Raw genomic sequence first — 23,044 nt, forward strand, 5'->3', positions numbered from 1 at the left:
GGGTTGGAACGATCACATGTTCGATGGTTTCCATGGACAACGGTGGATCCGACAGCCCGATGCACGTGTTGGTGTGGGGGATCCTTTTGCTGGGGGGCATCGGTGTGTTCATTGTCTGGGGCTTGACCAACGCCTATCCAGGTTCCGTCATTTGAACCGGGTCGTCAGTGAGGCGGCGACGGGCCTGCTCAGCATCCCGGCCGATCTGGTTGCTGAGTTCCTCCAGGCCTGAAAAGCGTTGTTGGCCGCGTAGGCGTTGCACGGGCTCAACGGTGAGCGTGGTCCCGACCAGTTCAAGGCTGGTGTCGAGCAGGTGCACCTCCACCGCGGAGGGCGAGTCTGGATCCACGGTGGGCTGGGGGCCGAGGTTCATGACCGCAGGCAAGCGCTCTGGCTGATCTCCCACCCGGGCCCAGGCGGCATACACCCCAAGGCCGGGTAGAAATTTGCGCCCATCCACTTGCAGATTGGCGGTGGGCCAGCCGAGCTTGTGCCCCAGTCCCCTGCCCCGCACAACGGTGCCGCTGAAGCGATAGGGGCGACCGAGCAGTGCGCTCGCCACGTCTAGTTCACCGTCGCCAAGGGCGGTGCGGATGCGGCTGCTGCTCATCCTTCCGCTGGAGTCCTCCAGGATCGGCAGCACAGTGACGCGCACATTGGCCTCAGCGCAGATCTGTTGCAGGGTTTGCGTGCTCCCCTGGCGTCCGCGTCCAAAGCGGAAATTGGCGCCCACGGCGATGTGTCGGGCTTGAAGGGTGTCGAGCAGCATCGTGCGAACGAAGTCTTCGGCGCTGAGTTGGGCCAGGGCCCGATCAAAGGGCACCAGGACCAGCTGGTCGATCCCGAGCGGTTGCAGCAGCTCTAATTTCTCTCCGGGTAGGTCGAGGCGAAGGCGGGCTTCGCCATGGAGCACTTCCCTGGGATGAGGCCAGAAGCTGACCACCGTGGGCACGCCACCACAGGGCTGACTGCATACGGCATCGATCACGCGGCGGTGGCCTGCATGGAGGCCGTCAAAGCTTCCGAGAGCTAGGGCCGTGGGGGTACGGGCCTGCTGTGGTGAGCAGAGGGGTATCAAGACGGCCGTGCATCCGGCAAGGGTTGATGGCAAGTTTGGACGACTGCCGAACAGCTCGCATGGCTGACCGTCTTGATCTCCAGATGCTTGCCCTCGGATTGCGGCGGATGGCCTGGATCCGCTTCTGGATTCAAACCGCCCTTGGCATCGTGGTGATGGGGCTTCTCATCTTCAACAACATCGGTGGCCGCCTTAGTCGTGAGTCCAATCGAGCTCTTGGCCTGAGCCCGGGACTATCTCTCACCACTCTGGCGTTCCTTGTGCTGCTGTTCAGCCTCTGGCAAGGCTGGTTGATGGTGGGTCTCGGTCGTGCTCTGGGAAGCAATGCTCGCCCTAGTCGTGGAGAAGCGAGTCGCACAATCAAGCGTGGTTTGCTTGCCGATCTGATTGGTCTGGTCTTCGCTGTTCTGGGCTACCAGGCTCTGGCTGGCATCTTGTTTTTTCAGGCTTCACAGCAGACTCCCGGCCAGGTCCTGGGGCGGCAAGAGTCGATTACTTCACTGGAAATGCTCTCGGTGCTCAGCAACACCCAGGTGTTGTTTGCCCATTTGATTGGTCTGCTGTTCTCGCTCTGGTTCTTGCAGCGGATCTACCGCGCCCGTTGAACCGCGCCCGTTCAATCGAGCCAAGGTTGGCTGCGTCGAACACCGCTTCGGTGCTTAACGCACGGCCTGGCCACTCAGGTTGATGCTGGGGAGGGCTGACAGGCCTCCTCGCCAGAAAAGCTCCGGCTGGATTGGGGTGAGTGATGGGGCATTGGTCTGGATCTGGGCGACGTCCGTGGGCCAGTCACGCGGACCATCGCCGCCGGATTCGAGATCTTCCACAGCTTCCCCCGCTAGCCAGTAGTAGGTGCGACCACGGGGGTCCTTGCGGGGGCTGAACTGCTCTTCGTACCGTCGGATCGAGAGCCGTGTCCAGCGCAGAGGCCCCATTGCATCGGGGTGGCAGGGGGGAATGTTGAGATTGAGCAGCAGGTTGTCTGGCCAGCCGTCCCGAAGGGCTGATTCCGCCACATCCAGGGCCAGCTCACCGGCGCCCTCGAACTGACGCCACTGGAAGCAGGCGCTGCTCACTGCCATGGCCGGCAGTTGTTCCAGGGTGCCTTCCATGGCTGCAGCAACGGTGCCGGAGCAGAACACATCTGTGCCCAGGTTGGGGCCGTGGTTGATCCCCGATAGCACCAGGTCAGGGGGGGAATCCAGCAGTTCAAACAGGGCCAGCTTCATGCAGTCGGCAGGCGTGCCGCTGCAAGCCCAGGCGGTGACCCCTTGGCCGAACAACTCATCAGCGCGTTCGGCCCGGATTGGTTGCTGGAGGGTGAGGCCATGGCCGGTGGCAGAGCGCTCCTGATCGGGGCACACCACCGTGACCAGGTGGCCGCGGGCGGCGGCGGCCAGGGCCAGAGCTTTGATGCCATCGGCGAAGACGCCGTCGTCATTGCTGATCAGGATCCGCAGCGGGGGCATGGCATGCCGGAGGGGGCTGAGGGGAACCTAAGCGTCGCTGCTGCTTACAGTCAGTCGCTGCGATCCCAATGCCGTGAGCGCCACAGTGTCTCTTCAGCAGCTCACCGACCAGCTGGAGGCCCTGGAAACAGAGGCCGCTGCAGAGATTGCTGCTGCAGCCGATGCCGATGCCCTTGAGCAATTACGGGTGAGTTTGCTGGGCAAGAAAGGGCGCCTCTCCGGGGTGCTTGGTGCCATGGGCAAGCTTCCGGGCAACGAACGCCCGCTGGTGGGTCAGCGGGCCAACGTGCTCAAAACCCAAGTGCAGGCGCTGCTTAGTGAGCGCTTGCAGGCAGTGAAGAGTGCGGCTCTGGACGCCCGCCTCGCGCGTGAAACTCTCGATGTGACGGCGGCGGCTTCTGGCGTGCCGATGGGCCATCGACACCCCCTGATCACCACCACAGAAGAGATCGTTGATCTTTTCTGTGGCCTTGGTTATCGGATGGTGGAAGGCCCTGAGGTGGAGACCGATCACTACAACTTCACCGCACTCAACATCCCGCCCGACCATCCGGCCCGGGACATGCAGGACACGTTCTATTTGAAAGACAACCTGCTGCTGCGCACTCACACCTCTCCGGTGCAGATCCGCCAGTTGGAGCAGACCCCTCCACCGGTTCGGATCGTGGCTCCAGGAAGGGTTTACCGCCGCGATGCGGTGGATGCCACCCACTCGCCTGTGTTTCATCAGGTGGAGGTGCTGGCGATCGACGAGGGGCTCGATTTCAGCCATCTCCGCGGCACGGTGATGGCGTTTCTGAAAGCATTCTTCGGTGATTTGCCGGTGCGCTTCCGGGCCAGTTATTTCCCCTTTACAGAGCCCTCGGCGGAGGTGGATGTGCAATGGCGCGGCCGCTGGCTTGAGGTGATGGGCTGCGGCATGGTCGACCCTGCTGTGTTGGAAGGCCTGGGACTCGACCCTGAGCGCTTCAGCGGCTTCGCTGCCGGCCTGGGTGTGGAGCGCTTCTGCATGGTGCGCCATGGAATCGATGACATTCGCAGGCTGTACACCAGCGATCTGCGCTTCTTGGAGCAGTTCTGAGCCCATTGCTCGGCCTGGGCGACAGCGCAGAAACCTGTCTGCCCTTTTCTTCTGAACAACCAAGCCTGACCTGCTTTGCGACGACCCCATCACAGCTCACAGCCGTTTGCAGCGGCTGTGAAGGCGGTGGCTGTGGGGGCGGTGGCTGTGGGGGCGGTGGCTGTGTGGGCGGTGGCTGTGTGGGCGGTGGCTGTGTGGGCGGTGGCTGTGTGGGCGGTGGAGGTGCTGCGACCCTCTTGGGGCTCGCGTGAATCGTGGCGCTGCTGCGCTCCAGCTGACGCTGAGGCTTAGTCGGGTTTGCGCACTGGGCCCATCAGGGGGTTCTGAACTGGTGCTGCGACGCCATAAGTCACAACAAGGCCCTGCCCTCCGGGAAAGGTGGAGGTTCGAGCGTTTGGCGTTTTGTTGATGACCACCTCACCGTCAAACCAGTTGTTGGCACTCCAGAGATTGCCGGCATCGTCAACGATCACATCGGTGGTGATTTGGATGACTCCACTTTGGTAATTGTGAATGACATCACCCGTGCTTTTCCCCTCAGGGCATGTGCTCGGTTGCATCCCACAGATGTGAATCAAGCTTTGTCCATAGAGGTTGCCGATCCAGACATTGTCGTTGCCGTCAATCGTGACCCCCCAGGGAATGTATGCGATCCCTTTTGCGATGTCGTTCTTGACAACTTTTAGGTCTGGTGAGATGACAGCAGCAACCCCAGACTGCGTCAGCGTGGGATTGTCAACATAGAACTCCGCCCCCGCCGCAAATTCCTGCATAATTGTTTTCGGTTGGGGTGGATTGGCGGGGATTCCCGGTGGGATCTTGGCGCCTGGTGCTAGAGCGCCTTCTGGCGAGTGGGTTTGTTGGGCGATCCATACATGGCCGGTTGAATCCACGGCAATTCCGCGAGTGCCAAGATTGACCTCGATGGCAGTTGATTGTTCAGGTGAATCCGCTGGGAAAACGGTGATTTTGTTATTAAAGCTGCTACTGACCCAGACGCGATTTTGAGCATCAATGGCTACACCAAAAGGTGCCTGAAGGCCCTTGATTGAGATTCTTTTCCCCTGGGTATAGTCGCCACCGGGAAAATGAATCATGTGGTTTCCGGTGTTGTCGGCGATCCAAACGTCTCCATTTCCTGCAGTGCCGACCCCTTGCAGTTGGCCCACGGGTTGATCGATGGTGGCAGGACCAAGGGCCTTGCCGTCTTCCAGTGAAAAAACGCCGACTCGGTTATTGAATGTGCCAACCCATGCATACTTTTCTGAGATTCCTGTCCCCCAACCGGTTCCGTTCAGACCCTGGCCGTTGTAGCCAGTGATGGGAGGAGAGAGGGCCTTACCTCCTGGGCCAAAATGCGTCACACCTCCGCCAATGCTGTTGACCACGCCAGATTGCGATCCCGGCATCCAATTGGCACCACTCCAGGCGTTGCCTTTGTGATCAAACATCAACTTGCCGAGGGCGAGTGCGCCACCGCCATCGAGCCGGATTGACAAGGAAAAATTATCGGGCTGGAAGAGCAGGTAAGGAAGGCTTGCGCTGGAACGAAGTTGTGTGGCCTGATCAACGGGGTAGTTGCTCTCGAATAATTGGTAGAGAGCTGCAACATTGTTCCAGGGCTGGCGGGCGATGGAGATCATCGCCGCAAGGGTGTTGTCTGCTCTAGTCAGGCTTAGGAGTGAAGTACAGCCAGTGGACTGAGAGGTTTGTCCGCAGAGAGCTAACAGGTTTGAAAGCACGTTCATGCGAACGGCTGTTTCGGAGTTGAGCAGATTGGCGCTGTTTAACAGGGTGTCACCGAAGGTCCCTGATGTTTGGTTGACAAGGTTGTGGACTTGGCTGGAGCCAATCGCCAGTGCACTGGTGCTGCCTGTGAGTTGATCTCCTTCGAATAACTGGGCATTGGGCCATACCGAGCCGACGGTTGTCAGTTCATTGATATGGACGCTTTCAGTGGTGTTTTGATCCAGAACGGTCAACATCGTGAGCTTGTCCGCTGTCTCGCCATTGACGCTGCCCCCTTCGGCAACGAGGTAGTCAACGCTTCCTTTTTCAGGCTTGAGAGCCAGCTTGAAAGACCCGTCAGATTTCGATTTCAGCGTTTGTAAAAGCTTGGCGTCTTCTCCACCGCGGCTGCGCCACACGTTGATGGTGGCCTGCTGAACCGGTTCACCCATTAGGGAGAGTTTCCCGCTCAATGCGTTTCCCCCTCCGAAGGAGCAAGACGCAACTCCTATCCCAAGTGCAGACAGCAGTAGAGCCAAGGGTGTGGAGCGAGCGAGCAGCATCGGCTTCAGGGAGTCTTCTCTCTCCTTAGCGACGAGAACTCTTGTTGGCAGTGCTCTTTGAAGCGGGCCAAGACCCGACTGCAGGCATCACAAATCCCCACCCTGTGCCCTGGAGACGGTTCTCTCTCATAAAGTGATCCACCTATTGCGTGATTCGATCGGTGCCCAAGGTTGGACTGATCGTGAATGACGGCAAGACGCTGGCGGTCGAGACCGCGCAGACCATCCAAGCCAGTCTGGAGCGGGCCGGCCATGACGTCGTGCGGGTCAGCAGTGCTGGCGGCATGGTGGGCTTTGCGAACCCGGATCAGCACCTACGCATGCTGGGTTACAACGCTTGCGTGCCTGAGGGGTTTGATCCCTCAATGGCCTTGGCCATCGTGCTTGGCGGTGATGGCACTGTCTTGTCAGCAGCGCGTCAGACCGCTCCTGTGGGGGTGCCAATCCTGACGATCAACACCGGCCACTTGGGCTTCCTGGCGGAGGCTTATCTCGACAACCTCGATCAAGCGATCGAGCAGGTGCTCACCGAGCAATGGACGATTGAGGAGCGCGCCAACCTGGTTGTGAGTGTGATGCGCGGTGATCAGCGCCGTTGGGAAGCGCTGTGCTTGAACGAGATGGCTCTGCACCGAGAACCACTCACCAGCATGTGCCATTTCGAGATCGCGATCGGTCGTCATGCGCCGGTGGACATCTCCGCTGATGGTGTCATCCTCTCCACCCCCACAGGTTCCACCGCTTATGCGCTCAGCGCCGGGGGGCCGGTGATTACCCCGGATTGTCCAGTGCTGCAGCTCACTCCCATCGCTCCGCACTCTTTGGCCTCAAGGGCGCTGGTGTTCAGCGACCAGGAGCCGGTGACGGTGTTCCCGGCCACCCCGGAACGGCTGATCATGGTGGTGGATGGAAGTGCTGGTTGTTACGTGTGGCCAGAAGACCGGGTCTTGATTCGTCGAAGCGAGCATCCGGTGCGATTCGTTCGCCTGTCAGACCATGAGTTCTTTCAGGTTCTTCGCAATAAATTGGGCTGGGGCCTCCCGCACGTGGCCAAGCCGGATCCACCGAAAACGGAGCTTTAGCGGCTGTGGCAGAAGCGGTGTTGCTTGTGGGCGATCAGGCGGTCGGGCTGGCTGCTCGCCTCGAGGCGTCGGGCTATCAGCCCCTCGATTGGAGTGCCGGTGCGGCGTCCTTCGCCCCTCCCCCTGAGGCCACGCCCGCTTTGGCGATCGTGTCAGCTGCGCAGGCCAATTTGATCCCCGCTTTGCGCGCCCGTGTTGGCTCCATGCCGATCCTTCTGGATGTGGGGGAGGACAGCATTCAGGGGCGGGAAACTTGCTTGAGTGCGGGTGCCAATGATTTCTGGCTCTCATCGTTGGGCATCAGTGACTTGCTGCAGCGTCTACGCCTGCACCTCACAATTCAGCAGCGCGATCGCAAGCGACCAACCGTTCTTCAGCTGGCTGATCTGAGTGTGGATTCCAGTTGCCGTCAGGTGCGTCGCGGTGGCAGGCCTGTGGCGCTGACTGCTCGGGAATATGCCCTGCTGATGCTGTTGTTCAGCCAGGCGGGGCAGGTGGTGAGCCGCGAGCAGATTCTGTCTGAGGTTTGGAATGGCGATCAGCGCACATCCAGCAACGTGATTGAGGTGTATGTGCGCTACTTGCGTCAAAAACTTGAGCAGAATGGTGAACAACGTTTAATTCATACCATCCGCGGTAAGGGGTACAGCCTGAGCGATGGTCTGCCGTCCTTGGAATCCTGAATTTGAGCTCGCAAAAACTGAATTCAATCTCAGTTGAAGCTGCGGTCTTTTAGCTTGTTCAGTCAATCAACCAATTTGTCTTTATTTTCGTTCTTTTGTTGTTGAATAGGTTTTGATTCGTTATTCCTGCGATTAGGAGATTTTGGGAGTCTTGGTTAGGCCTTGATCGCTTTGAAAGGTGCGCTGTCTGAACACTTATGGTGTCTCTGTTTAAGGTGCCTCCTGCGCTGGCGTGCGTCTTTTCTTGGCGTTGCCTGGGGAGTTTTTGGGTCCAGAGGGTCGAAGTTCATAGGTCTTGATTGTTTGTAATGGTAGCGGGCTTGTCTTTGTTGCTAGACAGTTCGTGTGGCATTAATAACGTCCCTACCTCTGCTTGGCATCGATCATGTCGTGATTCGTGTGCGCGACTTGGATTCCATGCTCGATTTCTACACAACGGTGTTGGGATGTGAGCTGGCAAAGCACAACGAAGCTTTGGATCTTTGGCATCTGCGTGTTGGCAATGGCCTGATCGACTTGGTGCCCGTGGATGGGGTTCTGGGGAAACTTGGTGGGGCTACGGGAGATACGGCACCACCAGCGGCCAGCGGCCGCAATATGGACCATGTGGCGTTGAAAGTGCATCCATTTGATGCCGATGCGCTCTTGGATTATTTGAAAAGCCATGGCATTGAGGCCCGGGCCACGTTGCAAACCCGCTTTGGCGCCGAGGGAAATGGGCCTTCGATTCAGTTCCGCGACCCTGAGGGCAACGGGATCGAGCTCAAGAGTTGCTGAGCCGTTCAGCAACGCGTTGTGGCGGCGGTTATTTGTTTGCAGGCGGCCGATGTTTCATCTGGGGTCAGCTGTGGGCTCCGCATCGTCATGCTCGGTTTGACTGAATCGTTGGCCTGTCTGTCCGACTGTCAGCTCTCAGCTGGTCAGAGTCGCTAAGGCGGCCCTAGGGCATGGATGCCAGTGCTGTTCATCGAGAGGAATCGACGTTGTGAGGTCACGTGAGCGAATGCTGAGAGGCTTAGCGGTGGCGGCTGGTCTTGCGGTCGTGCAGACCGGCTCAGGTGCCCTGTTCGCACAGGCGCAGGGCATGCCACCACAGCAGTTGCCGATCGAAGCGCGCTGGTGTTTGAACAGCCGGATATGTATTGACCTTGAGGTGGCGGATCAGAGGGAAGAACAACGCCTCGGCCTGATGCAGCGCCCGCCACTTCCACCCCTGAGGGGGATGTGGTTTCCGTTTAAGCAACGGTTGCCCCTCAAATTCTGGATGCACAACACCATTACTCCGCTCGACATGGTGTTTGTGCTCGACAACAGGGTGATCGCCATTCATCGCGATGTGCCGTTCTGTTCTTCTTTGCCATGCCCCAGCTATGGAGCCGATGTGGATGCTGACGGCAAGATCGATCCCGCTGACAGTGTGATTGAACTCGGCGCTGGTGAGGCTGAACGGCTGGGCATTGAGCTGGGTGATGCGGTGATGATTGAGTCGTTCATGCCTGGATCCACCACCACCACGAAGTGATCCTCAAGGCCACGACGCCCCGCTGTCCTGCCACTCCGTGCTGTCGCTCTCTCGCGATCTCCGCAAGAGCTTTCGCCTGGGCATTGCCCCGACTTGTCTTGGCTGCGATCGAGGCCCTGGGTCGTTTCTGGTCTTCTCAGTTGACGGCATTGAAGAATCCCTTGGATTGCAGAAACAGACCGACTGCCACCAGCGGTCCGAAGCCTGCGATCAGCAGGGTGATCTTGAGGCGCAGGGGAGACACCTGTTTCTCGCGCTTTTGAAGGGCCATCGCTGTTCAGGACTGATGTGAGCCTGAGTCTGCCGTGTTGCTCCTCTGTGCTGCTGAACCCTTAAGCAGCAGCACAGGGTTCATGGGTGCCAGCCGGGTGCCGTCCCCTAGGGACTGCCCGCGCCAGGCCTGATGTTGGCTGAGTGTGACCTGCAGCCCGGCGTTGTTCAGGATCGGCCGCAGCTCGGCAAGAGCCTCCAGCGTGGCGAGAGGAATGAGCACGAGCCCCCCGGGGTTGAGGTGTTGCAGAACGGCTTTTAACAAGGCTGCCCGCTGTTTGCCTCCACCGCCGATGAGCACTCGGTCGGGTCGGCGCAGTGCGGCCGGGACAGCTTCGGGGACCGACTCAGGAACGGAGGTGGTGGGCTGGCACTGGGCCATGGCCCCCAGCAGTTGAAAGGCATCCCCTTCCAAAACAGCACAGGGTTTGACCTGCAATCGCTCCGCGTTCGCCTGGATCAATCTGGCCCCGCCTCCCCGCTTTTCAATCGCCAGTAGCTTCAGCTCCGGTCGCAGTCGAAGGGCTTCCAGCCCCACGCTGCCAGTGCCTGCACCCAGGTCCCACAACACGCCCTGAGCAGGCAGTTCAAGCTCTGCCAGAAGTTGGATGCGCACCTCCCGTTTGGTCATTAAGCCAGGTCGGTCGCTGTGCTGCAGGAAGAGGCCGTCGTCCAGCCCGAACAGCGGCAACCGCATGGCTGCAGGTGGTGCGGCTGGTTTGGCAAGCAGCACCACTAAATGAAGGGGATGCAGATCGGCTGGAGTGGTCTGTCCTGGTTCCAAGCACTGCACACGTTCATCGGCATGGCCGAGAGCTTCAAAGAGCCAGAGCGCATAGGCCGCTTCCAGGCCACTTCCGCTCAGGATTGTGCGCACTTCCTCAACGCCGCCGCGGCTGGGATCGGTGAGCACGGCCAGTGCTTCTGGGCGTTGTTGAAGTGTGCGGCTGAGGCTGAGCGGATCCCTGCCATGCAGGCTGACCCAGTCCGCGTCCTGCCAAGAACGCCCCAACCGGGCGAAGGCCAGTTGCAGAGAACTTGGCCCGGGGTGAAAGCGCAGTCGTTCAGCTCCGAGGCGTTCGCTGAGGTAGCGGCCAATGCCAAACCAGAGAGGATCTCCGCTGGCGAGGACGACGGCAGGGGTGTTTCGATCGAGCGCGGCGAGTGCGTCACCGAGCACTGCAGGGTTGTCACTGGCAATGCGTTGCTGTGCTTCTCCGCAGGGTTCCCAGGCGTCTAGGGCCGCCAGTAAACGCTTGGGTGCCGCGATCAGCGCAGCGTTGCGGAGCTGCTGTTGCTGGGTTGCCGGCAGGGAGTGCGGAGCTCCGGCATCGGTGCCGATCACATCGATCATGCCGTCATTGTGCTCGTTGCTGAGAGTGGCCTTGATGGTTCCGACGGTGCTGTTCGCTCCCTGTTGATCGCCGCTTCATCTGCCATTCAGCGCATTGATAGCTACTGAGAGTGAAAGTTTGTTTGTTGGTATGCCTTCGCTTTTTCGCCCACTCCAGCGTTCGGGGGTGTTGTTCGCCTCTGCCTTGAGCTTGGGGATGCTTGGTGCCTCTCAGCATCACGCCGCTCTTTCTCAGCCTGCAACATCTGCTGCTCCGTGCCCTAAGGCCGCGGTGGTGCAAACCGCAACGGCAATCACTCCGGTCAACAAGACCAACTACGCGCATGCGGAAACCGAGGTGATCTTGGCGGAATATGTGCGCAAGATTGCCAAAGGCACGTGCAGTTCTGGTGTAGGCGAGTTTCTGCATCTGAAAAAGGGCATGGATCCAGAAGACCGCACGATTTTGCGCCCTAATTTCGACACGCTGTATTCGTTCGCGGTTCTGGATTTGGACAGTCCGGCCACGGTGGTGCTTCCCGATACCGATCGGTATCAGATCCTTGAAGTTGTGGATGGAGAGCACTGGATTCCCCTGATCAGTGACAAGCCTGGTCGCTATGAACTGACCAAAGAATCCATGGGTAGTCGCTACGTCTTCGCCTTCGTGCGCACGCAGGTGAATATGCAGGATGCTGCGGATCTCAAGAAAGCAGGTGCTGTTCAGGATCAGATCCAGCTGGAGCAGGCACAGAAGGGTGAGTTCATCTCCCCACACAAGTACGACATGAAGGAGATCCTGGCCTTGCGCGCCGCCTACAACGAACGGATGGCACCTGAGGGCGTCACGTCGGAGATGGCCTTCGGTCAGCGAGGTGAGATTAGTGAGGAGATGCGTAACTTTGGTGTGGCGATTGGTTGGGGTGGTCTGCCAAAACAGGGGGCCGTTTACCCCTTCCCCAAAGTGGTGAACTCCACTGAGCCCCAGAAACTTGTCCTCAAGGATGTGCCCAATGATCCCCGGGCCTTCTGGTCGGTGACCATCTACGACAAGCAGGGATTTGCGGTTGGTGAGAAGTACAACATCAACAGTGCTTTTGCTAAGCAGAATACCAACGGTGAGTATGTGATTCACGTTGGTGGTGATGCCAGCCAAGACAACTACTTAGATATCTATCCCGGTTGGAATGCTGCAGTGCGCATCTATTCGCCGACAGAGGCCTATTTCAACGGCAGCTGGATCCCCCCGCAGTTTCAACCTGCCCAGTGATGCAGGCATGGGCCAGGTCTGCTCTGGCCTCTGCATGCTTGTTCTGTTTGCTCGAGGCATCGGCTTCGTGTTGCGTCTCCCTGCCCTATTCCCGACCGGGGTAGGGAATAGGGCGGCCTTGTGCAGCTGGGATACCAGCAATGATCCGGATGATCCCGATTGGCACATTTTTGCTCTGAAGGATGTTGGGCCCCTTGAGAGTGCCTAAACCAAGAGAAGTGCTCGTACCTGGCTTTGATCAAAAGATTTCGGCAGCCTTCAGGCCGGCTTCTCGGCTCTGCTTTGGTGGTGGGGCTGGGCCTCACTTCTGTTGTTAGGCCTCTCGCCGCTTTCTCTCAGGCTGTCCCCAAGGGTTACACCACGCCGATTCCTGCGGAAGTGTTCACTCCTGATGGGGTGGACACCAGTGTTGGTACGTTCCGGTTCTTCGATGGCATGCCCGATGCAGCCACCGTTCAAACCAGCTTCGACTACCTCAAATTCATCCGCGCCTATGAGACGTTCCTGACGCTGATGCCGGCCGCCAGCATCGAGATGATGCGGGTCGGTCATGCCCAGCAGGGTGTCGACGACCACACCAAGGTCATGTTGATGGCCCCGCTGAATTCCAACCCCCTCTTCCTCACCGGCAACACCGACACGGTGTATGGCTCCACCTTCTTCAATCTGAAGGACACGGGGCCGATGGTGATCGAAATTCCTGCGGGGCTTGGTCCTGGCACGATCAATGATGCCTATTTCCGTTTTGTGGCCGACACCGGCGCCCCCGGTCCGGATCGGGGCAAAGGCGGCAAGTACCTGATCCTTGGACCCGATGACAGCGAGCCTGCCAACACCGAGGGATATTTCGTCTTCCGCTCACCCAGCTACTCCAATTGGTTGATTCTGCGCGCCTTCCTCGATGATCAAGGCAAGCCCGATCAGGCGATTGCGAACTACGAAAACGGTCTGCGTCTCTATCCCCTCTCGCAGAAAGACAATCCACCGGCGATGACATTCGTCCAGGGTGGCGACCTTGTCTTCAACACGGTGCATGCCAATAATTTCCACTTCTTTGAAGAGCTGAACACGGTGATTCAGCGTGAACCGGTCGACCTGTTTGACCCTGAACTGCTTGGGCTTGCTTCGGCGATCGGTCTGGAGAAAGGCAAACCCTTCAACCCGAGTGCTCAGGACCGCCAGATCCTTGAGGAAGCCGTTCAGGTGGGAGTCGCTTACGTGCGCGCTGATATGGGCAAGCCTCGCAACCGAGACGTCTACTTCTATGAGGACAAGCAATGGTTCACCCCGTTCGGGGGTGGGAGCCATGAATGGCTTGTCGATGGCGGCAAGGGCGGCCGAAATCTTGATGCCAGGAGCAACTTCTTCTGGGGTTACACCGTCAATACCCCAGCCATGGTGCTGAAGATGGTTGGCGCCGGATCCCAGTACGGCGTTGTGGCGACCGATGCCAACGGGGCCTATCTCGATGGCAGCAAAACCTACAAGTTCACGGTGGATGCCAACGTGCCTGCCAAGGATTTCTGGTCGATGGTGGTCTACGACCCTCAGACGCGCTCGGAGTTGCAGACCGATCAACTTTTGCCCAGCAAAAACAGCAAGCGCAACCAAGACATGGTGGTGAATGCCGACGGAAGTATTGATCTCTATTTCGGACCGACTGCACCGCAGGGCAAGGAAGCCAACTGGATCCAGACCGTGCCGGGTAAAGGATGGTTTGCCTGTTTCCGTTTCTACGGACCGCTACAGCCTTGGTTCGACAAGACCTGGCAGCTCAACGACATTCAGCCTCTCGGTTGAGACCTGAACAGATCAACACCACGATTCATTCTCAGCCATGACTGCTTTCACTCGTTTCTCAACTGCTGCTCTTTCTGCTGTCGTTCTTGCCGGTAGCGCTTCTGCGCTGCGTGCGGCTGATGTGGTTCCGCAGGGCTACAACACGCCCATCCCTGAAGATGTGCTGACGCCTGACAGGGTGAAGACTCGGATCGGCAGCTTCAATTATTTCGATGGGTTTCCCAACGACGACACCATGGCCAAAGCCCGCCGCCAGGTGGACCTTGGCCGCGGGGTTCAGACCTTCCTGAACTTCATGCCGGCGGCATCCCTCGAGATGCTCTATGTGGGTCATCGTGATGGCTACGGCATGCAGCCGAATCGCGATATCGGTGTGTTTGAAGAGTTGATGAGTTCCCAATCGCTCTGGCTCACCGGTAACACCGACACCGTTTATGCCTCGGCCTTTCTTGATCTCAGTGCCGGCCCGATGGTGGTTGAAGTGCCGGCTGGTACAGGCCCTGGCACGGTGAATGATGCGTTCTTCCGCTTTGTGGTGGATATGGGAGGCCCCGGTCCCGATCGGGGCAAGGGCGGAAAATATTTGATTATCGGTCCAGGTCAGTCAGCTCCTGCCAACACCGATGGCTACTTTGTCGCCAACACTCCTAGCAAGATCAACTGGTTGATCCTGCGTGGTTTTCTGGATGATGAGGGCAAAACAGATACTGCCAGAAATGCATTCAAGGGAGGCCTGAAGGTCTATCCCTATGCGGAGCGTGCCAATCCCCCTGCCAACAATTTCAAGAACCTCACGGATTGGGAGACGAACACCATCCATGCCAATAATTTCAAGTTCTACGAAGAGCTTGATGAGGTGATTCAGCGCGAGCCGTCCGAGCTGTTCTCGCCGGAGCTGCTCGGCATGGCTTCGGCAATTGGCATCCAGAAAGGCAAGCCTTTTAATCCTTCTCCGGAACAGAAGGCTCTGCTCACCGAGGCAGTGGCCATCGGTAATGCCACAGCCCGTTCGATTCTGTTCGCTCCCCAAGACCCCAAGGCTTACATCTATCCAGGCAAAGCTGGCTACTGGCAAACCGGATTCCCTGGCGGTAACCACGAATATCTCGTGGATGGTGGCAATGGGGGCCGCGATATGGATGGTCGCACCTTGTTCTTCTACCTGGCCACTGTCAACACGCCTGCGATGGTTTTGGAGATGCCAGGAGTGGGTTCGCAGTACACCTTCTCTTCACGCGACAGCCGTGGTTCTTATCTCGATGGCGCCAACAGCTACTCGATGACCATTCCTGCCAATCCTCCGGCCAACCGTTTCTGGTCGTTTGTGGTCTATGACCCTCAAACCCGCTCGATGTTGCAGAGCGATGAGATGCCTTATCCCAGCAAGAACAACACGCGCAACACCGACATGGTCAAAAATGCTGATGGCAGCATCACGCTCTACTTCGGCCCTGAAGCACCTGAAGGCTTGGAGGCTAATTGGATCAAAACGGTTCCCGGCAAAGGTTGGTTCGGAATCTTCCGTCTCTACGGTCCAGGGCAGGAGTGGTTTGACCGCACCTGGACACTTGGCGCGATCGAGAAGATCTGATTGACGACCCTTTGATGGCATCCGGCCGCGACGCCGTTGTTCGGATGCCTGTGCCGATTGATGTCACCCACTTGCTTGTTGTTCGATGCCTGCCAATCGTTCTGTTGACGTTGTCGTGATTGGCGGTGGCTTCGCTGGTCTGACAGCAGCCCGTGACCTCCAACAACGTGGGTTGGCCGTGCTGGTGCTTGAAGCGAGGGATCGTCTAGGGGGGCGCACCTGGAGCGCTGATCGCAACGGCTTTCATGTGGAATTGGGAGGCACCTGGATCCACTGGACGCAGCCCTTTGTGTGGGCGGAAAAGGAGCGTTATGGCCTGGAGATCCAGGAAACACCGGGCTGTGTGGCAGATCGGGTGGTGATCAAGATTGACGGTGTGATCCGCGACTTGCGTGAGGATCAGCTTGGCGAGTTTGTGAGTGGTTTTGAGCACTTCTTTGCTGAGGCCAAGGCGGTGTGGGAACGTCCCTATGACTCCCAGCACAGCTGGGAGTTGATCAAAGAACGTGATCCTTTGACCGTGGCTGATCGGCTTGCAGCTTTGGATCTCACTCCGTTGCAACGCACGAGCATCGGTGGCTTCCTCGAGATCCTGTCGATGAATCAACCCGAGAATGCCTCCTACGTGGAGATGATGCGCTGCTGGTCACTCACGGGCTGGAGTTATGAACTGTTTAACGACACAGCGGCCCGCTACAAATTCACCCATGGAACGGGTGCACTGGTGCAGGCAATGGCCAGTGATGGTGGATTTGCGGTGGAGCTGAATCAGGAGGTGATGTCGGTGCAGCAGTCTGCCGAGGGTGTGACAGTCACCACCGCTGCTGGTGATGCGATCAGCGCCAAACGGGCCGTTGTCACCGTTCCATTGAATGTGATGCACAGAGTTGCCTTTGATCCTCCTCTGGAGGAGCTGAAGCTTGAGGCGTCTCGCCTCAAGCATGTGGGTGGTGGCGCCAAGGTCTTCTTTGAGGTGGAGGGTGACCCAGGTGCCGTGATGACCCTGGCCAGGTCCACGGAGTCTCCTTTGATCGGTAGCTTTACGTATCAGCGCGGTGAACAGCATTCGGTCCTGGCTGGTTTCAGCCTGGAGCCGGATGCACTTGAGAGGTCCGTTGCCGATTGGCAACCAGTCCTCGAGGAGTTTGTTCCGGGGATTCGGCTGCGTTCAACCTTCGGTCACGATTGGGGAGGGGATGCTTTGTCTCAGGGGAGCTGGTGCACCTATCGGCCCGGCACCTTGACGCGCTTCTCTGATGCTCTGCCTCGGCAGGAGGGTCACCTTTTCTTTGCCTCCGGGGATCATGGTGAAGGATGGAGAGGCTTTATCGAAGGGGCTATTGCCAGCGGCTCGCGAACGGCGGTTGCCGTGTGGCGCAGTCTTCTTCCCTCCAGAACAGCATGATCGGATTTCGCCTCAAGCATGGTTGTGTTCAGGCTTGGTGGTGATGGTGCAGATGTTTCCTGAGTCGATGGCTGATCCAGCCAGGCCCAACCAGTGACAACACGATGATGGTCAGCGAGGTGCTGAGTCGACTGGAGGCAGCTCGCGCTTCATCAAGACCGCTGAAGATAAACGTGATCGCCACCACGACGCCAAACACCCCAGTGAAGGTTCCGCTCAAAGAGCGGAGCAGGTCGCCGATCGAGCGTCCCTCGATTGCCTTGGGATCGATCCCGACTCGGCGACCTGAGAGGAACCCAGTGATTCCCAGCAGCAGCACCAGGGCCAAGCGTTCCCACAGGCTGTGACTGCTCCCCCCTTGTTGCATGTCGATCACCATGGATGAGGCGGTGCCGATGAAGCAGCCTGAGCACAGGCCGATGCTTCCCCACCATTGGCTTGGACGATGCAGACGGCGGCGCAGACGGCTGAGCATGATCAACAGGCTGCAACTGATGCATGCGGCGAGCAGGATGGGCAGCACCAGATTGACCAGGTAGCCGATCGTTGCCGCGATGAGCAGTGCAGCAATGTCGCTGCCTTGGTGGAGACCTGTCTTGCGCGTGGCTTCGTCGTTGGGATCAGGTGTGATGCTGGCCATTCAGTCTTGTGCGGGGATCTGTTGTTGTGCGGTGATGCTGGTGCGCCACTTCACAAAGGGTGCTGACCCCAGAGCCGTCATCAACACGTAGCCGACCACAGCGGCTTTGAGATCCATGGCATCGGGAGCCATGCGTTGCACCAGAAGAAGGGCCAGTCCTGGATTGCGCATGGACACCACTAGGGGAAGAGTGCTGCGCTCATCACTGTTCTGACTGGCGATCAGGAAGCCCAGCCCCAGGGCCGCGATGGTCAGGATCAGCATTAGCAATGCCCCTTGAAGATCCCGGATCAACAAGGGTGCCGCCTGCGGCAACGCCACGAGCAGAATCAACACCAACAGCAGCAACAGCACGATTGAGGCCGTTTTTTGGATGAGAGGATTCCAGCGTTCGACCCATGCCCCACGCCAACGGCGCAAGATCACGCCCAGTAGCAGAGGAGCTAATTGCACTTGTAGAACCTGAGCGGCGACATCTTTCGCCGGGATCGTCCAGATGGCTTCGCCGGCCTCAGTGGGGAGCTGACTGATCCACAAAGGCACACTGATCACTGCGGCGCAAGCTGACCAGAACTGAAGTTTTGCCGCTAATTCAGGATCGTTGGCGACCTGCCTGCTTTTCAGGGTGATCATCGGTGCGCTGGGGCAGATCGCCATGATCATCACGGCTGTGGCCATGGTGGGAGACACACCCTCTCCCAGAGGAGAGTGGAGTAGCAAGATGGCAATTAGTGGCAGACCGATGCAGGTCACCACTAAGACACGAAGCAGCAGTGCTGGTCTGCGCCTCAAAAGATCGAAGCGCATGCTGGGCAGATTCAGGCCCAGTGACACCATCACCAGAAAGAGGGCCAGTGCAATCAGGAGTGACATAGCGGAGTGGGTGCGACGGTTTCAGGAGCAAAACTTGGCTTGATTCAGGCTGGAAAGAGTCCGAACAACAGCAGCAGGAATGCCGCAATGCCAATCAAAAGAACAGCCGTTGCTGTGGCGATCGAGAGGGATGGCTCGTGGCGATAGACGTAGGGGTCATGCCGTAACTTCACCAGTTCGCGCTTGTGTTGGCGCATGGCGATCAGCAGGGTGAAGATGCCGATGCCGATGAAGCCCATCGACATCAGCTGAACACTCAGATCACCTGATGCACCCCCTCCTCCATCGTTGTGGCGGATGGCACCGATGATTTTGTCGAGGCCGAAACCAAAGCTGATCAAGGCCAGAGCCGTGCGGATCCAGGCCAGCGTGGTGCGCTCGGCGGCAGCACGGTTACGGGTTTTGGCTAACTCTGTGTTGCTGTTGGTCATCCTCGGCCCACGGGGTGTTCCGCTGCTTGAAGGCTAGAAATCGTCGCTGTTTCGGTCAGCCCTTGGAGGTGCTGATCGTGCTGAATCGCAGCCTGCCGACGGATTGTTGCTGGCCAATTTGCCTTCCCTTGCTCACAATCGCTTCAGATCTGGATTTGAGGTCGATGGAGTGGGCTGATCAGTTGTTGATGCATGCCGCAGAGGGCTTGCGTTTGATTCTTGAGAGTTTGTCGGTTCTGTCCGTTGGGGTTGGTCTCTTGGCGGTGTTCAGCCCGCGAGGTCCCCTGCGCTTGCGGGCCATTCCGCCTCGGCTTTTGGAGCGCGGTCCCCTCACGGCAGCCCGTCTCACCTTTGGTGGTTGGCTGGCCTTGGCCTTGGAGTTTCAGCTTGGAGCTGATGTGGTGCAGACCACCATTAGCCGGGATGCATCAGCACTGATTCAGCTCGGTGCAGTGGCTTTGGTGCGGACGTTCTTGAATTATTTCCTCAGCTTGGAGCTCAAAGAAAAAGAGCAAGCCTCTTGATTTAATGCGCCTCTGAATGAGGATGTGGGGAGCGACTTTGTTGTCTGATCTGAAAGGATTGGATCTTCAGCCCCTGTGTTCGTTCGGACTGATGATGTGATGACCAAGACCCTTCAGTCCGCGGTCGGAGTGGCTTCTGTCGCCATAGTTTGCTCTGCGTCTCTCTATTCCTTTGGAAGAAGGAAAGTGATCTGCCCTTTTTGTTTTCGGTCGGCAGCAGAGCGGCAGTAGCGCCTTGAAAATCAACAGAAAGATATGGATCTTGATGAAAAGGAATGTGTATCGTTTAACTTTTTTGATGCTGGAAGTGATGCGCTGGAGAAGCGTATAGCATTTTATTTGTTTGTAGAGCTTGTGAGATGGCAGAGAAAAATGTTACCCCCAAGGCTCAACTCCAAACTGAGCAAACGATTGCGCGTCCTCCAGTGGCTGATTGGGGGATCAAGCTTTTAAGAAAATTGAGGCTTGAAAGGCTCATGACTCTTGGCAATCGAATTGAGGGGCCATGAGCATCAGTCTTGGCTGCGCAAAACGAAGGGGTCCGGGCGGCCCAGGTCGACGACCCTTAATCATGGGTTAAACTAGGCTTAAGAAGGGCCTAGTCTATGAACGCTGAAAAGCAGCACAAGAAACTGATCAAGCTCAAGGTCAAGGCTGAGGAGTGCCTCACCAGAGAGCAGGCTCAAAAGATCCTGAGGAAGGCAGACAAAGCTCACCGCAAGCTTTCTGAAGGTTAAGGGCAAGCTCTCACGTCTCGTCCCTGCTGAGCAGGTCGATCGTTTGGTCAAGTCATGCAGGCGCTTGTCGCACCTCGCCTAATGTCGATCACAACCCCCAAGCACGAGGAGGCCGGATTGGCTTCTCTGTGCAAAGCGGATTGCGCGGCTTTCTGTGGTCCCTGAGGCTGCTGAGCCTTGACCACGTCAAGCTCTGAGACGTCGCCCAGCTTGCCGATGCATTGGCCTCAGATCCAAGTCTTGCACTTGGTCTCTGGTGGCTCATAAGCATGATTTCTGCCTAGATCCTGTGTGTTTTCAAGTGCGATGTCTTCGGCCAAGCGTCTCAACATCAAAGGATGTTGAGACGCTTGGCTTGCTGAATGGGTACCTGGGATGACGTGCCCTATTCGAGATACTCCACGTGCATGGTGTGAATTGATCCGTTGAACTTGAACGGAGCACGTTCGTGGTAATCCAAGGAAACCGGCGACCCCAGTGCTTGGCCAACATCCAGGCAGTCATTAGCGGTGAACAGCACAGCTGCCACCCTTGGAACAATGCCTTCGATCAGCTGTGTGCCATTGAGGGACACCTTGATCGAGAGCGGGCCCCTTGGATTGTCGTCGGTGTGCTGGGTCACGACCTCCAGCTTGTGTCTGCCAGCCGGCAGTGGCTGATCAGAGCGCAGCTTGGTGCGCTCAACGATGAACAGGTTGTATTCATAGGTGAGAATTCCTTCATCCATGTAGAGGGTGAGACCACCTGAATTGGCACCGAGTTTGTAGAGCACACCACTGGCATTCTCTGGTATTTCCATATCGATCACAACTTTGTTGTTCAGGCAACCAAGTCGTGGAGCACAGGGCTCGGGAATGCGGGTAATGGTGCCAGGCAACTCCCAGGATGTTGCTTCCGGGGCCACCTTCAGTTCTGGGTGGAAGATGATGGTCCAGAGTCCACCACCAATCGGCATATTTTTGTACTTCGCCGATTCCACCAGGAACAGATTCTTGAGCATCTGCAGCTTCTCTGGATACTCATTCGCGACGTTCTTGCTCTGACTGAAATCGTCGTCGAGGTTGTAGAGCTCCCAGTCGTCGGTGTCGGGTGACCAGGTGAGGATATCTGGGTCCACACCCTTCACCCAAGGTAGGCGTGGCCCCACGGCTCCAGCCATCCATCCATTGTGGTAGATGGATCGAGAGCCCATGATGTCGAAAAACTGGGTGTGAAGTTCACCCGGTGCATCCGGTGCATTGAAGGCATAGGCAAAGCTGGTGCCGTGAATCGGATCCTGAGTGACACCATTCACCATCTTGGGTGGAGTGATTCCTACCAGCTCGTAGATCGTTGGCACCAGATCGTTGCAGTGGTGGAACTGCGACCGCGGTTTGGGATCCGGCTTGATGCCCTTCGGCCATTTGATCGCCATCGGATTGCGAGTGCCGCCGAGGTAAGAGGCCATCAGCTTCATGCCTTGATAAGGCGTACTGCCAGCCCAGGCCCAGCCTGCGTGATACATGTTGTCCACGAGTGGGGAGCCAAGCGCATCCAGTCCACCTAATTCGTCGAGCACTTTGATGTGCTCATCGATCTCTGTGGCAATGGAGTTTTGCGCAAGCAGCTCAGAGATCGTGCCGTCCTGGCCTTCACCGGAGGAGCCGTTGTCTCCCCAGATGTAGACCACCAGGGTGTTGTCTTCGTATCCCAGTCGTTCAATTTCGGAGACGATACGACCAACCTGATGATCGGTGTGTTCAGCAAAGCCTGCCAGCACTTCCATCAAACGCGATTGGAAGGGCTTCTGGTGCTCGGGGATGGAATCCCAAGCTGCTAACCGGGGATGGCGGGGAGTGAGTTGGGCATTTTCGGGAATCCAGCCTTTGGCTTTGGCATTCTTGAAGGCACGCTCGCGGTAGGCGTCCCAGCCATCGTCGAACTTGCCTTTGTACTTATCAGCCCATTCCTTGTTGACATGGTGCGGGCCATGCAGGGCTCCTGATGCCCAGTACATGTAGAAAGGCTTATCGGGGCGGAGCGCCTTGTGGGTTTGCAGCCAGTTGATGGCATCGTCGGCCAGGTCCTCACTGATGTGATAACCCTCCGCTGCCGTTTTAGGCGGCAATACCACCGTGGTGTTGCGCACCAGATGAGGCTCATATTGAGAGGCTTCACCGGCGAGGAAGCCGTAGAAGTATTCGAATCCCAGACCCGTTGGCCAGTTCTCAAAGGGACCTGCCGCCGTGGTTTCGTTGGAAGGTGTGTTGTGCCACTTCCCCCATGCCCCGGTTGCGTAGCCATAGTTGCGCAGGACGTCGGCCTGCAGTGCACAACTTTCTGGAATCCGACCTGAATAACCGTCCCAGTCGTTGGCGAATTCACAGATCTGGCCATTGCCCACGAAGGTGTGGTTGCGACCGCAGAGCAGCGAGGAGCGCGTTGGTGAACACATCGCTGTGGTGTGGAAGCGATTGAAGCCCACGCCACCATCTTTGATTGATTGCAGAGCAGGGGCATGGATATCGCCTCCAAGACACTCCGGCAGTGCCGGGCCTGCATCATCGATCAGCACCACAAGGATGTTGGGTGCATCGTCAGGAAGCCTTTGGGGTTCTGGTAGCGGACTGTATGTCGACTCCTGCATCGTCGTTCCGGCCTTACTCCCCGATGGCTTGGGAGGAAACGGCAGGATGGAACCGTCAACGTGTTGGGTGCTGGTCATGCGCGACACCGCTGGGCAAAAAGTGCAACATCCTTCTGGTAGCCATGGCTGCTTGGCTCAAGCTCTTCGCTAGATCAAGGTTGCACGATTGGGACCTTTGTTCGGGCAAGGCTGGATCCAAGCCCCTGACGGTTGGATGTGCTGGAGAGGGAAACGCTCCCTTGGGCGGGCTTGACAAGCTGCATGGGCCAGCTCGAGTCCGGTTGCGGGGGGTCTGGTTCCATTTGTGCACAACCTGCTAAGACTTTGCCCCGCTATCC

At 57.9% G+C, this 23,044-nt stretch carries 22 protein-coding genes; 13 read left to right on the forward strand and 9 right to left on the reverse strand.

Features of this window, described 5'->3' with window-relative positions:
• Positions 1-23: 23 nt before the first annotated feature.
• Complete coding sequence (locus tag DXY16_RS15280; RefSeq protein ID WP_256359592.1) at positions 24-155, forward strand: hypothetical protein; 132 nt, start codon at positions 24-26, stop codon at positions 153-155.
• Here DXY16_RS15280 and DXY16_RS07670 read toward each other — a convergent pair.
• Positions 134-1,078, reverse strand: a complete 945-nt coding sequence (locus DXY16_RS07670; RefSeq protein WP_115120653.1) for a bifunctional riboflavin kinase/FAD synthetase — start codon at positions 1,076-1,078, stop codon at positions 134-136. The two genes, DXY16_RS15280 and DXY16_RS07670, sit on opposite strands and share 22 nt — an antisense overlap.
• Positions 1,079-1,137: 59 nt before the next feature.
• Between DXY16_RS07670 and DXY16_RS07675 the strand changes: the two genes are divergently transcribed.
• Entirely contained in the window at positions 1,138-1,683 is a 546-nt protein-coding gene (locus tag DXY16_RS07675; RefSeq protein ID WP_115120947.1) for a DUF3611 family protein, read from the forward strand.
• Positions 1,684-1,737: 54 nt separating this feature from the next.
• Here DXY16_RS07675 and surE read toward each other — a convergent pair whose 3' ends face one another.
• Positions 1,738-2,547 carry a 5'/3'-nucleotidase SurE gene (gene surE / locus DXY16_RS07680; RefSeq protein WP_115120654.1) on the reverse strand — a complete coding sequence of 270 codons (810 nt, stop codon included), beginning with the start codon at positions 2,545-2,547 and terminating at the stop codon, positions 1,738-1,740.
• A 73-nt stretch (positions 2,548-2,620) separates the two neighbouring features.
• Here surE and pheS point away from each other — a divergent pair, with 73 nt between their 5' ends.
• Positions 2,621-3,628, forward strand: a complete 1,008-nt coding sequence (gene pheS / locus DXY16_RS07685) for a phenylalanine--tRNA ligase subunit alpha (RefSeq protein ID WP_115120655.1) — start codon at positions 2,621-2,623, stop codon at positions 3,626-3,628.
• 5 nt (positions 3,629-3,633) lie between these two features.
• Positions 3,634-3,879 (forward strand): hypothetical protein, encoded by a 246-nt coding sequence (locus DXY16_RS07690; RefSeq protein WP_137007075.1) that lies wholly within the window; start codon positions 3,634-3,636, stop codon positions 3,877-3,879.
• A gap of 36 nt (positions 3,880-3,915) precedes the next feature.
• Here the strand turns inward: DXY16_RS07690 and DXY16_RS07695 are convergent, their stop codons facing one another.
• On the reverse strand, positions 3,916-5,919 hold the full coding sequence (locus tag DXY16_RS07695) for a hypothetical protein (protein WP_115120657.1): 2,004 nt from the start codon (positions 5,917-5,919) through the stop codon (positions 3,916-3,918).
• A gap of 161 nt (positions 5,920-6,080) precedes the next feature.
• Between DXY16_RS07695 and DXY16_RS07700 the strand changes: the two genes are divergently transcribed.
• The 4 genes from DXY16_RS07700 to DXY16_RS07715 all read left to right on the forward strand — a co-directional run bounded on the left by DXY16_RS07700 (position 6,081) and on the right by DXY16_RS07715 (position 9,206).
• Positions 6,081-7,001: an NAD(+) kinase gene (locus DXY16_RS07700; protein ID WP_115120948.1), complete on the forward strand. Its 921-nt coding sequence runs from the start codon at positions 6,081-6,083 to the stop codon at positions 6,999-7,001.
• Between the two features lie 5 nt (positions 7,002-7,006).
• Positions 7,007-7,684: a response regulator transcription factor gene (locus DXY16_RS07705; RefSeq protein ID WP_115120658.1), complete on the forward strand. Its 678-nt coding sequence runs from the start codon at positions 7,007-7,009 to the stop codon at positions 7,682-7,684.
• 345 nt (positions 7,685-8,029) lie between these two features.
• On the forward strand, positions 8,030-8,461 hold the full coding sequence (locus DXY16_RS07710) for a VOC family protein (RefSeq protein WP_115120659.1): 432 nt from the start codon (positions 8,030-8,032) through the stop codon (positions 8,459-8,461).
• Between the two features lie 307 nt (positions 8,462-8,768).
• The gene (locus DXY16_RS07715; protein WP_244281631.1) at positions 8,769-9,206 is read left to right on the forward strand and encodes a DUF192 domain-containing protein; all 438 of its coding nucleotides are present in this window, start codon (positions 8,769-8,771) and stop codon (positions 9,204-9,206) included.
• Between the two features lie 136 nt (positions 9,207-9,342).
• On the opposite strand, the gene DXY16_RS15285 is transcribed toward DXY16_RS07715, so the two are convergent.
• Both DXY16_RS15285 and cbiE read right to left on the reverse strand, forming a co-directional pair.
• Positions 9,343-9,477 (reverse strand): hypothetical protein, encoded by a 135-nt coding sequence (locus DXY16_RS15285; protein ID WP_256359590.1) that lies wholly within the window; start codon positions 9,475-9,477, stop codon positions 9,343-9,345.
• A gap of 6 nt (positions 9,478-9,483) precedes the next feature.
• On the reverse strand, positions 9,484-10,830 hold the full coding sequence (gene cbiE, locus DXY16_RS07720) for a precorrin-6y C5,15-methyltransferase (decarboxylating) subunit CbiE (RefSeq protein ID WP_115120661.1): 1,347 nt from the start codon (positions 10,828-10,830) through the stop codon (positions 9,484-9,486).
• Between the two features lie 130 nt (positions 10,831-10,960).
• Here cbiE and DXY16_RS07725 point away from each other — a divergent pair, with 130 nt between their 5' ends.
• From DXY16_RS07725 to DXY16_RS07745, 4 genes are all read left to right on the forward strand, one after another.
• Positions 10,961-12,079, forward strand: a complete 1,119-nt coding sequence (locus DXY16_RS07725; RefSeq protein ID WP_115120662.1) for a DUF1254 domain-containing protein — start codon at positions 10,961-10,963, stop codon at positions 12,077-12,079.
• Positions 12,080-12,373: 294 nt separating this feature from the next.
• Positions 12,374-13,879, forward strand: a complete 1,506-nt coding sequence (locus DXY16_RS07735; protein WP_244281632.1) for a DUF1254 domain-containing protein — start codon at positions 12,374-12,376, stop codon at positions 13,877-13,879.
• 37 nt (positions 13,880-13,916) lie between these two features.
• Positions 13,917-15,470, forward strand: coding sequence for a DUF1254 domain-containing protein (locus DXY16_RS07740; protein WP_115120664.1), 1,554 nt, complete (start codon positions 13,917-13,919; stop codon positions 15,468-15,470).
• Positions 15,471-15,555: 85 nt separating this feature from the next.
• A complete protein-coding gene (locus DXY16_RS07745; RefSeq protein ID WP_115120665.1) occupies positions 15,556-16,875 on the forward strand; it encodes an NAD(P)/FAD-dependent oxidoreductase in 1,320 nt (439 codons plus the stop codon).
• Positions 16,876-16,903: 28 nt separating this feature from the next.
• Here the strand turns inward: DXY16_RS07745 and DXY16_RS07750 are convergent, their stop codons facing one another.
• The 3 genes from DXY16_RS07750 to DXY16_RS07760 are packed head-to-tail and all read right to left on the reverse strand — an operon-like array spanning position 16,904 to position 18,819.
• Positions 16,904-17,515, reverse strand: coding sequence for a hypothetical protein (locus tag DXY16_RS07750; protein ID WP_115120666.1), 612 nt, complete (start codon positions 17,513-17,515; stop codon positions 16,904-16,906).
• Positions 17,516-18,388: a bile acid:sodium symporter family protein gene (locus DXY16_RS07755; RefSeq protein ID WP_115120667.1), complete on the reverse strand. Its 873-nt coding sequence runs from the start codon at positions 18,386-18,388 to the stop codon at positions 17,516-17,518. It abuts the gene before it with no gap.
• A gap of 44 nt (positions 18,389-18,432) precedes the next feature.
• Positions 18,433-18,819 (reverse strand): YidH family protein, encoded by a 387-nt coding sequence (locus DXY16_RS07760; protein WP_115120668.1) that lies wholly within the window; start codon positions 18,817-18,819, stop codon positions 18,433-18,435.
• 26 nt (positions 18,820-18,845) lie between these two features.
• On the opposite strand from DXY16_RS07760, the gene DXY16_RS07765 reads away from it, so the two are divergent.
• Entirely contained in the window at positions 18,846-19,343 is a 498-nt protein-coding gene (locus tag DXY16_RS07765) for a DUF1622 domain-containing protein (RefSeq protein ID WP_371410884.1), read from the forward strand.
• Positions 19,344-20,465: 1,122 nt separating this feature from the next.
• Here DXY16_RS07765 and DXY16_RS07775 read toward each other — a convergent pair.
• Positions 20,466-22,784, reverse strand: a complete 2,319-nt coding sequence (locus DXY16_RS07775) for an arylsulfatase (protein WP_115120670.1) — start codon at positions 22,782-22,784, stop codon at positions 20,466-20,468.
• Positions 22,785-23,044 lie beyond the last annotated feature (260 nt).

Source organism: Synechococcus sp. UW105 (assembly GCF_900473935.1).
Lineage (GTDB): Bacteria > Cyanobacteriota > Cyanobacteriia > PCC-6307 > Cyanobiaceae > Synechococcus_C.